This window comes from Microcoleus sp. S28C3, from assembly GCF_036700785.1.
Taxonomy (GTDB): domain Bacteria; phylum Cyanobacteriota; class Cyanobacteriia; order Cyanobacteriales; family Microcoleaceae; genus Microcoleus; species Microcoleus asticus.
The window spans coordinates 1-10,873 of sequence record NZ_JAUBPO010000158.1 but is presented as its reverse complement, the minus strand read 5'-3'; the positions used below and the strand labels follow the sequence as shown (position 1 = coordinate 10,873).

The window sequence follows — 10,873 nt, the reverse complement described above, 5'->3', positions numbered from 1 at the left end:
ACTTTTAGTGATGCACTCGAAGCATTTCGGACAGCCATATCTTTTAGGTTTGTGAAATGGTTGAACCAAAATTGGGATGTATTCTCCGCTTATAAAGCCAGTTTAGGCTTTGTTTGGGCTTAAAATTTGTTTAAGTCCCGTTAGGCGGATATTGAGCCGTCACATAGTCCATGATGTCGTAGATAGTGATGCGCGTACCTGCGATCGTCAGTCCTCTTTCTGTACGGATGATAGCTGTTTGTTCGTCGGATATGCTTGTCATGCCTCTAACCTCCTAGAAGTTATTTCTATATTATAATAATTATCAAAATTCTTGCAACAATCATTGGTTTTTGGTTTGTTTACGCTCACCCTGAGAGTAAGGTGCGTCGCTCATCGATTGTCGATTTTCATTGAGGATTTAAGGACGGCGACCCACCCGGTTTCTAACTTCTCACAGACTCCAAGAAACCCGGTTTCTGGGATAATTTACGCATCCTTACCGAGATTTTGAGAAGAAACCCGGTTTCTAACTCCCACGCGCCCCAAAATTCAAGAAACCGGGTTTCTGCGATCGTCTTGGAATTCTCACGCCCGATTTAGTGAAGAAACCCGGTTTCTAACTCCCACGCTATCGTCCAACTTCAACTAAACCCAGCTAACCACAGCGGAAGCATCAACAGCAACCCGACAGAAGAGATGGCGATGCTGCTAGCTAACAAATCGCGATCGAGCTCGTAGACTTCTGCTAAAATCAGCACGGAAAGAGCTGTGGGCGTTCCCGACATCAACACCAACACGAACCTCGGATCGCCGCTCAATCCGAAATAACTAGCACCCAATCCGATCAGCACCGGCACAATTACCACTTTTAACAGCGACGGGATTAACGCCAGTTCAAAACTTTCCCATTTCTTAATAGACCTCAGCCGGATGCCAACCAGCAGTAAAGCACTGGCAATTACCACCCAAACTGCCGTGTGCAATCCCGATTCCACTGTCTGGGGCAGGGGGATATTTCTGGTTAAAAAACCAATTAAAAATGCCCACAGCGCGGGAACTGTTAGCACATCCCGGAGCTGAGTCCACCAGTGATTTTTTTGCTCGGAATTCCCGAAATAGCTAGCAATAAATACACCGAAACAGTAGGTTCCGATCACGTTGTTAGTGACGCTGTACAGCACAGCCCAGTTGTTGTTATCGGTGCTGATGATAGAGGGGGTGATTGCTAATCCGACAAAGCCCGTATTCCCTAACATCGCAGCTAGGATAAAACTCCCTTGGCTCGATCGCTTCAGGGAATTAAAATTTAATAAAAATAAATTTACCAGAGAATTTTTGCCCTGAAAATAGGGCTTTTTCATGTGGGCCGCACTCAGCCTGCGCAATAATACCCAAGTCAGCCAAGCACAACTCGTACTCAGAAATAACACGAATATGGCGATCGCCGGCGTGAATCCCACAGCACCCGAAAAATCGCTTTGACGGGCTAAAACTAGAATTTGCAGCGGTATCCCAACCCAGAAAAGAAAGTAGCTCAGCAGCTTGGGAAAATTAACTGGGATGTACTGAAACAGCAGAAGTCCCAAGCCCGTCCAGATAACTAGAGGGGTATAAGCGTGAAATAAGGTTTCAACCATAAAAATTTAACTTGACAATTTGAAATGCCTTTATCTATTAATAGTAATGCTAAAGTTAGTTTGAGAAATACAAATTCTCGTTAGCGGAGCCCTCGAAGAGGATCGCACTTGCATCCTTTTTCGTCCTAGCCTGTTCGCAGCACTGCGGGCCCGAAAATTTCCGCCCAAATTCCCGGACCTTGCAGGGCAAAATTCTCAGACTCGCAGCCCCAAATGCTTGCAGGTTTTTACCTTCACATTCACAAAACCTTTTTGAATTTGACAAATGTGCGATCGAGTTATCTTGCCTTTTCCGAAGTGATGCCCAACGTTTTCGTGCCGTTTCGGTCGAACGGAAATACGGCGGAGACTAAAGCTGCTGATGACTTGCACTCATTAATTCAATTTCAAAGCATTAACAGGCACTTCATCCCAAGAACTAACAGTGCGCAAGGTAGCAACCCAGCCCTGCTCTTTTTGCTCTGCCGTCAAATTCTTCTCAAAAGATTCGTGGCAATCCTTCGCTTGAGTCTCATCGCAACAAGCAATACAAGAATAAAGAAGGCCCGACGGATCGATTTGCTCGTTTACCCAAATAATCACGATCTACTCTCTCAATCAAAATCTACTGTTATTTAAATTTTCCTATATTTTTGCCAATTATCTACTCGGATTAGGCAACCCAAGATTTAATGCGCTACAGATTTGTTGTAAGGTGCTTGTGGCACCCTACTGATTCGTTGTAAGGTGCGCGGTACACACCTTGATTTCTGAGTCTCAAGCGAGAGGGACGAAAGTTTTTGTAGGATTGATTGCAGTCGCCGAGTCTTATTGAGGGGTTTTTACAATTGTTTCGATGCCAAAGTTGCCAAAGACTCGCCCGCAACCCGGCAAATCCTCCAGTCGGGCATTACATCAGCACCGATACCCTTGTAAAATCCGATCGCCAATTCATTCCAATCCAAAACGCTCCATTCCAAACGTCCGCAGCCCCTTTCTACTGTTAACTGCGCTAAATAAACTATCAAAGACTTGCCAATTCCCCGCCCTCGAAACTCAGGCAGCACAAACAAATCTTCCAAATAAATTCCCGGCTGAGTCAAAAAAGTAGAATAATTGTAAAAAAACAGCGCCCAGCCCACAACTCGACCTTCGCACTCGGCTAAAATCGCTTCCACAAAAGGTCGATCGCCAAACAAATGATGCTCCAAATCAACGGCATTGCCAGTAACGGCATGAGATAATTTTTCGTACTCAGCTAAAGCTTTAATCAAATCAAACAGCACCGGCACGTCGGCGCGGGTAGCTGGGCGCAAAATTACCTCAGAAGACATAAATAAGTAAGTAGTACGCGACAATCAACAATTAAAAATACCACATCCCGACATTTTTAATTTGTAATTTTTAATTAAGCTTTTCCACCTTGAACCAGCATATTTACGGCGGTGTCGTAGTGCCCCTCACAATAATTTTAAGATTTTTCAAAATGCAAACTCAAATTTTTTTTCTTATTTCAACCAGCCCTTCAATCGTTCCGTCACTTGAGGGCGACGCAGCTTTCGCATTGCCTTATTTTGAATTTGACGGACTCGTTCGCGCGACAAATTGAACAAACTGCTGACCTCTTCTAAAGTGTAAGGTTCGCCGGTCAGCAAACCGTAACGCATAGCAACAATCTCTTTTTCCCGCTCAGTCAAAATACTGTCCAACACCTCCAAAATATCTTGGCGCATCATCATCTCATTCATCTGAGCTTCGGGAGATTGCGTCGCGTTATCTTCGAGAACATCCAAAAGTTCCGAACTTTCTTCTGAGCCGATGCGGTGGTTGAGAGACAAAGATTGCCGACGTACTTGCTGGAGGTAGCGAAGCTGTTCGCAAGTAACTTGCATTTCTCTAGCAAGTTCAGTTTCAGTTGGGTTTCGTTGAAGAGAACGCTTCAACTCTCGATAAACTTTTTTGAGCTTATTTAACTGTTCGACAATGTGAACAGGCAAGCGAATCGTCCGCCCTTGATTGGCAATTGTCCGGGTAATTCCTTGGCGAATCCACCAATAGGCATAAGTTGAAAACTTGTAACCCTTCTCCGGATCGAACTTTTCGGCTGCCCGATTCAAACCCAAAGCTCCTTCCTGAATTAAATCGAGAAAAGGCACGCCCCGATTAAGATAGCGTTTGGCAATCGAAACCACCAAGCGCAAATTCGAGCTGATCATTTTCCGTTTCGCCGACTGACACTGGTGGCGAAGCTGTTGCAGTTGAGTTTCGCTTATCCCCAAAGCCGCTGCGAGTTCAGCTTTTGTCGGCACTCTGTCCAATTCCTGCTGCAAACGCTGTTCTACTTGATCCAGGGCTACCAATTCTTGAACGCGGCGCGCCAACTCTACTTCTTCGGCTGCTGTCAGTAGAGGATACCGAGCCATTTCCTTGAACAAAGCTCCCACTGGATCGTCGGCAGACCAGTTGTTGTATGCTGACGACCGAGTTACGGTCGGACGATCGATCTCGGTGTCTTCATCTTCTGCGATCGGGAGTGAGGCTTCGGGTGCCACCGCAAAACTGCCTAGGTCAGATTCTGGCATATGGTGCTTGGTGTCGGTGGGATGATTTGAAATGTCTGCCTTCACTTTAACCAATTTAACCGGAAATTTCCGAAATCCATCTAGAAGCCGGTGAGTGATTTTAGTGGCGGATATCTGTTCGCCCCAATTTTAGTATCTGTTCGCCCCAATTTTAGGCCTTTTTATTTAGTTCGAGCCAGTAAAGGAGCTGCCTGCAATAATTGCTGAGTGTAAGGGTGCTGCGGATTAGTAAAAATATCCCTAGTCTTACCGATTTCAACAATTTTTCCAGCATTCATTACCGCAATACGATCGCAAAAAAATCTCGCCACCCACAAATCGTGCGTAATAAACAGATAAGTCAAATTAAATTCCTGCTTCAACTCCAACATCAGCTCTAAAACTTGAGTCTGCACGCTGGCATCCAGCATACTCACAGGTTCGTCGCAAATTATCAGTTGCGGGCGAGTAATTAAAGCGCGGGCGATCGAAACTCGCTGCTGTTGTCCTCCCGACAATTCCCCCGGATAGCGACGAAAGAAATCCTCCCCTGGACTTAAACCCACCCGCTCTAACATTTGGATTACTTCTTTTTTAGCTTCGCGCGCATTAGCTAATTTGTGAATAAACAAAGGGTCAGCAATACTCTGCCCGACAGTCATCATCGGGTTCAGGCAAGCGTGGGGGTCTTGAAATATCATTTGCATTTCGCGGCGGTGCTGCCTCACAGCATCGCGGTTCAGGGCAGTTATATCTATCCCTTGAAATTCAACTTTGCCGCCAGTCGCGGTTATTAGTTGCAAAATCGTGCGTGACAAGGTACTTTTGCCGCAGCCGGACTCCCCCACAAGCCCTAGGATTTCTCCCCGTTGTAGCTCTAAACTAACGCCGTCTACTGCTTTAATTACCTGGCGATTCCGGGCAAATAACTGATCTAATAAATTGCTTTCTAAATTGTAGTGTTGCTGCAAATCCGTCACTGTCAAAAGAGGAGAATTTGTTAAGTTGGCAGTAACGACTTCAGTCCTGATTTCCTCGAATGCTAACCCTTTGTCCGAATCAGCTTGAATGTGCAAAGCTGCTTTGAGGAGCGATCGAGTATATTCGTGCTGCGGCTGTTCAAAAACGTTTTTCACCGGCCCTGTTTCTACGACTTTGCCGCCGTACATCACCGCAATGCGATCGCAATACTCAGCCACCATCGCCAAATCGTGAGAAATCAACAAAATAGCCGTTCCCCGTTCCGCGCAAAGTCTGGTTAATTCTTGCAAAATCTGGGCGGCGACAGTTACGTCCAAACTTGTAGTCGGTTCGTCCGCCACAATTAATTTAGGATCGAGCAAAAGAGCCAAAGCAATTGCTACTCTTTGCCGCATTCCGCCGCTAAATTCGTGGGGAAATTGCGACCAGCGAGACGCCGGAATTTTCACAGCTTCCAAAATGTCGATCGCCCGTTTCTTAGCTTGCTTGCGATCCAAATTCGGTATGTGAGCTTGCAAAGTCTCGATGCAGTGTTCTCCTACAGTCATCAAAGGATCGAGACGAGTCATCGGATCTTGAAAAATCAATGCCACAGCTTCGCCCCGAAACCGTCTCAGCCGCGAAGCATTCATGTCAAACACCGACTCTCCAGCAAAACTAACTCGCCCCTCAATCAGCGTTGAATCCGGCAGCAACCGCATTGCAGCCCTTCCCAAAGTTGACTTACCGCACCCAGACTCCCCAACTAATCCGAGCTTTTCCCCGGGTTTCAGCGTCAGGGAAACGCCGTCAACGGCCCAACCGGATTGGCCCCGCCGCTGAGGATAAGCTACTCGCAGATTGTCAACGGAAAATAGAGAAGAGTCATTAGTCATTAGTCATTAGTCCTTAGTCTGTTGTCTGTTGTCTGTTGTCTGTTGTCTGTTGACTGTTAACTGTTGACTGTTGACTGTTGACTGTTGTTATTTATTATTTATCAATATACTGGCGGTTAGTTGTTAGTTATTAGTATTGTTCAGGACTTATTAGTTATTGGCAAGAAACCGATATGCTGTTTGTAAATACCAATATAAATTGCTACAAACAAAGATTTTATCACTACATCATTAACCGACCAACCGCTTACTAACAACAGTCAACAGTCAACCGTCAACAGTCAACTGTCAACAGCCAACTGACTAAATTTCCCTTCGCTTCAACTCAGCTCTCCGCAGTATGTAAGTAGCAGCACAATCTGCGTGAGGATGGTCTGCTAAAACTTCCGCGAGTTCCAACACATATCCGGCGATATCCGGCCCCAGCTTCTCAGTAAGCACTTGACGTTCCCGAGAGGCGAGTTCTTGCACCCGGGCCTTAGCTTGCCAATTGGGAGAAAACATCTTGTCAATCTCGGTGTGGAATCCCAGACTTTCGAGAATGTCCCACTCGCCGTTATCGCACCAAATGCCCCCGCACAACATACAGCGCTCTATGTAAAAGGGCACTCTGCTGAAGGGAACTTTCGCCCGCGACAGATAGTGACCGTCTTCGGGACACAGCGCTGCTTTGCTGTCGTAGGGAGACGGCGTGAATTCTATGCCGAGAGTGCCTGTCGCCTCTGGCTTCTGGGATTTGTTGTACCACTGGCTCTGCTCTTTCTGCCAAGCTTCGTATTCTCTGCCTGGAATCCAGATACCGTAACAGTTCGGACACCACTGCACCGACATACTGCCGGCTAAGGTGCCGCCTTCTAAGTTGGGATGTTTACATTTTGGACATTCCACCGCTTTATTTCTCCTTGCCTTCTCAATTCCCTGTTAATTCAATTATTAATTCTGTATCTGGGCGGGCCCTGAAGAACCAGAATTTTTTTGCAGCAGCGCGCCGCAGTAGCCAATTAGCGTGTTGAGCCGCGCGATCGCCGCAGTTTGCCTCGCCTTTGCTGTCGCTGGCTGGCGCGACGCTTGCAAAAACGTGACATCTGTCCCCAATAACCGCAGTTGCTTGTGAATTTCAGTCAAATAGGACTGCTCTGGGGGTGTGTCTGAGGCGTCTAACTCATCGCTTTCGGCTCTCATAATTTGGTTTCCGAAAAATTGTTGCACTTTTCTGTATTCGATCGCCAGCGCTGCCCGATCCAGATTATCCTGTGCAGCAGTTCTTTGTAGTTGTTCTAGTGCTTGCTGTAATTCTTGGTAGCACTGGCGGCGGTCTTCGGACAATATCATGATTTTGTAAACAAATTTGTATTTATAATCAAAGTAGATTCTTGCTTAAGGTTTGCTCGTATTAAGGGAAGCCGTGCGTTTTTGCAGCAATTCCCTGTTTTTTGAGAACTTTTTCTGATAGAGTGCCCTGAATAAACCCTTCTGGCTCATGCTTTTAGTTTAGCGTTGCCTGTGAATGCCGATCGCCCGCTACCTCAACTGCTACCGCCAAAATATGCTTATTTTACCCGATCGACAGACTGCGGCGGTGGCAGTGGTGTCACTATATTTTCGTACCGGAGAGGGGGGGCGACTCGGAATTAGATAGGTATAGTTAACACAAAAATCGACTATTTTTTTGAATTGCCAATTGTGGTCTTCAAGTAGTTTAGTATAACTAAACACATAATTTCGGCAATTCAACCGCAAACCGGCTTTTAACCATTTGTATTTCTAAGTTTTAAAGGTGTACCCCATGAACGCGAACACTCTGACTCCCTCTCCTTCGATCGATCCTGCTGTAGTTCCCGATTGGCTGCAAGAATGCCTGAATGCTCCATCGCAGCCTGATGGGAGCCCTAACCCGAATTGCTCGACTGACAACAGCTTAATTTGTCGGGCTTTTGAATTTGCCCGCGACTTGCACGAAGGACAGTACCGCAAATCTGGAGAACCTTACATTTGCCATCCGGTAGCTGTCGCTGGAATACTCCGGTATATGGGCGGCAACAACGTCATGATTGCCGCCGGCTTCCTCCACGACATTGTTGAAGATACAGATATTACTCTCGAAGAAATAGAACAGCGGTTCGGCGCGGAAGTGCGACAGTTGGTTGAAGGTGTCACCAAGCTTTCTAAGTTTAACTTTTCCAGCAAAACAGAGCGCCTTGCTGAAAATTTCCGCCGAATGTTCCTAGCAATGGCTAAAGATATTCGCGTCATTGTTGTCAAACTGGCAGACAGGCTGCACAACATGAGGACTTTGGAGCATTTGTCCGAAGAAAAGCAGCGCACTATTGCCCTAGAAACCCGAGAAATTTTTGCTCCCCTGGCGAACCGTTTGGGTATCGGGCGCTTTAAGTGGGAATTGGAAGATTTAGCGTTTAAATACCTAGAACCGGAAGCTTACCGCGAAATTCAGGAATTGGTGGCCGAGAAGCGGGCCGATCGAGAAACTCAACTCGCAGAAGTCACAGATAGTTTGCGAGAAAGACTTGACAATTTAGGCATTAAATGCTACGAAGTCAGCGGTCGTCCCAAACATTTGTACGGGATTTATGGGAAGATGCAGCGCCGCCAAAAAGGGTTTAAGCAAGTGTACGATATTGCGGCGGTGCGGATCATAGTAGAAAGCAATGATGACTGTTATCGGGCTTTGGCGATCGTCCACGATTCTTTCCGCCCGATTCCCGGCCGATTTAAAGATTATATCGGTTTACCAAAAGCGAATCGCTATCAATCTTTGCACACCGGAGTAATCGGAACCAGCGGCCGCCCCATCGAAGTGCAAATTCGCACCGTAGCAATGCACCACATTGCAGAATACGGCATTGCCGCGCACTGGAAATACAAAGAAACTGGCGGTTCTAACACAACAGTCACCGGCGACGACGAAAAATTTACTTGGCTGCGGCAACTCCTAGAATGGCAAAGCGACCTCAAAGACGATCAGGAATATTTACAAAGCATTAAGGACAACTTATTCGACGAAGATATTTACGTTTTTACTCCTAACGGAGACGTGATTGCTCTCAATAGCGGGTCAACTCCCGTAGATTTTGCTTACCGCATTCACACAGAAATTGGCAATCGCTGCACCGGTGCCAGAGTCAACGGGCGAATGGTAACACTAGACAAGGTTTTAAAGAACGGCGATATTGTAGAAATCTTGACCCAAAAAAATGGTCATCCGAGTTCCGACTGGCTGAATTTTGTCAAGACAAACGGAGCAAAAAACCGAATTCGTCAGTGGTTGAAGCGATCGCACCGAGATGAAAACCTCGCTCGCGGGCGCGAATTGCTGGAAAAAGAATTAGGTAAAAACGGTTTGGAATCTTTGCTGAAATCTGAACCCATGCAGTCTGTGGCTCAGCGCTGCAACTACCACAGTGTCGAAGATTTAATCGCGGGTTTGGGCTATGGCGAAGTCACCCTAAATCTCGTAGTAAATCGACTGCGAGATTTAGTAAAAGTGCAGCAAAAAATTGAAGCTGCTCCCGGAGGAGGACAGGAATTGCCCCAGCTAATACCTGCATCGACGACACCGAAACCAGTACCGAGTTCGTCTCCGAGCAAATCGCCGATCGCAGGTGTAGAGGGATTGCTCTACCATTTATCCGGCTGTTGTTGTCCGATTCCCGGGGAAGCAATTATTGGAGTTGTGACTCGCACTCGCGGAATTTCGATTCACCGGCAAGGGTGTTCAAATGTTGAGAGCGTACCTGGGGATCGGTTAGTTCCTGTGAGTTGGAATTCTAGCGAGCGCAATGGTAGCCGTCCGAATACTTATGCAGTTAACATTCAAATTGAGGCGCTCGATCGAGTCGGGGTTCTAAACGACGTATTGTCGCATTTGAAGGACAACAAAGTAAACGTCCGCAGCGCTCAAGTAAAAACCTATCCCGGTTTGCCCGCATTAATTGACTTGTGCATGGATATTGAGGATAAGGAACAGTTTGAGCGGACTTGTATGCAAATTAAAAAGATGAGCGATATTTTGAATTTGCGCAGGCTGAGTGAAGGGACTTAAGTAAGGGAGGACACGGCAATGCCGTTTCCCTACCCTAAAATAATCGTAGCTTGCGGGGCGGAACGCCCGGAGTGATCGCACCCGATGTAACTATCGCCCGATTAATTGTAGGGAAGCGGCACTGCCGTTTCCTGACTGTGGATAATATTAATTCCGATGCCACCGGATTTGATATTACCAATCGCTGACAAGAGGTTAAGCCCCCATGAAATTTAAACTGTTTTAACAGGTAGCATTGCGAGAAGACATCCCTAAGTACGGTCTAAAAAAAGGTGCTACAGCAACTATGTCGAACACTATCCAGATGCCTGAAGGTGAAGAAGATGGTTATAGCTTAGAGGGTTTCAATGTCGAAGCAATTACGGTTGAAGTTGCAGAGTCGCAGATAGAAGCAATAAAAGCTGCTGTTTTGCAACTTGGAAAATATTGATTACCATTCGCCTTCCACCATCTTGCGATGAGAGCGACTCATCTTGCGAAGCAAAACTTGTTCTTATTCAGAGAGAGGTGTTTCGCAAGCAGCATTAATTTTTTCTAACAGTTGTTGATTTTCGCGGCGGCGGATAAATTCTTCAAGCGCTATTTCGATCGAAAAACTCTGCGAAATTTGCATTTCGCCAGCTAATGTTTCGGCTTGTTCAAATAAAGATGCTGGCAATGAGATAGCAGTTTTGACAGTTCTCATAGCTTGATACCTTCATTTATTTATATGAGTCTAACTAATAAGCTGTTGTGCCTTTAAATAGGGTATAATAAAAAATGAGTTTAGTCAATCTCTACAAAAATGCCAGCTAAAAA

General features: G+C 46.2%; 11 protein-coding genes. 2 read left to right on the top strand and 9 right to left on the bottom strand.

Going from position 1 to position 10,873, the window contains the following annotated elements:
• Positions 1-130: 130 nt before the first annotated feature.
• From QUA13_RS29575 to patD, 8 genes are all read right to left on the bottom strand, one after another.
• A complete protein-coding gene (locus QUA13_RS29575) occupies positions 131-262 on the bottom strand; it encodes a hypothetical protein (protein ID WP_333204305.1) in 132 nt (43 codons plus the stop codon).
• 361 nt (positions 263-623) lie between these two features.
• Positions 624-1,619 carry an AEC family transporter gene (locus QUA13_RS29570; protein ID WP_333204303.1) on the bottom strand — a complete coding sequence of 332 codons (996 nt, stop codon included), beginning with the start codon at positions 1,617-1,619 and terminating at the stop codon, positions 624-626.
• Between the two features lie 375 nt (positions 1,620-1,994).
• Positions 1,995-2,201 (bottom strand): glycogen debranching protein, encoded by a 207-nt coding sequence (locus QUA13_RS29565; RefSeq protein ID WP_333204301.1) that lies wholly within the window; start codon positions 2,199-2,201, stop codon positions 1,995-1,997.
• Positions 2,202-2,440: 239 nt separating this feature from the next.
• Positions 2,441-2,932, bottom strand: coding sequence for a GNAT family N-acetyltransferase (locus tag QUA13_RS29560; protein WP_333204299.1), 492 nt, complete (start codon positions 2,930-2,932; stop codon positions 2,441-2,443).
• A gap of 174 nt (positions 2,933-3,106) precedes the next feature.
• Positions 3,107-4,180 (bottom strand): RNA polymerase sigma factor, RpoD/SigA family, encoded by a 1,074-nt coding sequence (locus QUA13_RS29555; protein WP_333185654.1) that lies wholly within the window; start codon positions 4,178-4,180, stop codon positions 3,107-3,109.
• Between the two features lie 161 nt (positions 4,181-4,341).
• On the bottom strand, positions 4,342-6,015 hold the full coding sequence (locus tag QUA13_RS29550; protein WP_333204297.1) for an ABC transporter ATP-binding protein: 1,674 nt from the start codon (positions 6,013-6,015) through the stop codon (positions 4,342-4,344).
• A 303-nt stretch (positions 6,016-6,318) separates the two neighbouring features.
• On the bottom strand, positions 6,319-6,903 hold the full coding sequence (locus QUA13_RS29545; RefSeq protein WP_333204295.1) for a zf-TFIIB domain-containing protein: 585 nt from the start codon (positions 6,901-6,903) through the stop codon (positions 6,319-6,321).
• Between the two features lie 45 nt (positions 6,904-6,948).
• Positions 6,949-7,347: a heterocyst frequency control protein PatD gene (gene patD / locus QUA13_RS29540; RefSeq protein WP_333204293.1), complete on the bottom strand. Its 399-nt coding sequence runs from the start codon at positions 7,345-7,347 to the stop codon at positions 6,949-6,951.
• Between the two features lie 454 nt (positions 7,348-7,801).
• Here patD and QUA13_RS29535 point away from each other — a divergent pair, with 454 nt between their 5' ends.
• Positions 7,802-10,075: a bifunctional (p)ppGpp synthetase/guanosine-3',5'-bis(diphosphate) 3'-pyrophosphohydrolase gene (locus tag QUA13_RS29535; protein ID WP_333204291.1), complete on the top strand. Its 2,274-nt coding sequence runs from the start codon at positions 7,802-7,804 to the stop codon at positions 10,073-10,075.
• Positions 10,076-10,361: 286 nt separating this feature from the next.
• Complete coding sequence (locus QUA13_RS29530) at positions 10,362-10,505, top strand: hypothetical protein (protein ID WP_333204289.1); 144 nt, start codon at positions 10,362-10,364, stop codon at positions 10,503-10,505.
• A 63-nt stretch (positions 10,506-10,568) separates the two neighbouring features.
• Here the strand turns inward: QUA13_RS29530 and QUA13_RS29525 are convergent, their stop codons facing one another.
• On the bottom strand, positions 10,569-10,760 hold the full coding sequence (locus QUA13_RS29525; RefSeq protein ID WP_333204287.1) for a hypothetical protein: 192 nt from the start codon (positions 10,758-10,760) through the stop codon (positions 10,569-10,571).
• Positions 10,761-10,873 lie beyond the last annotated feature (113 nt).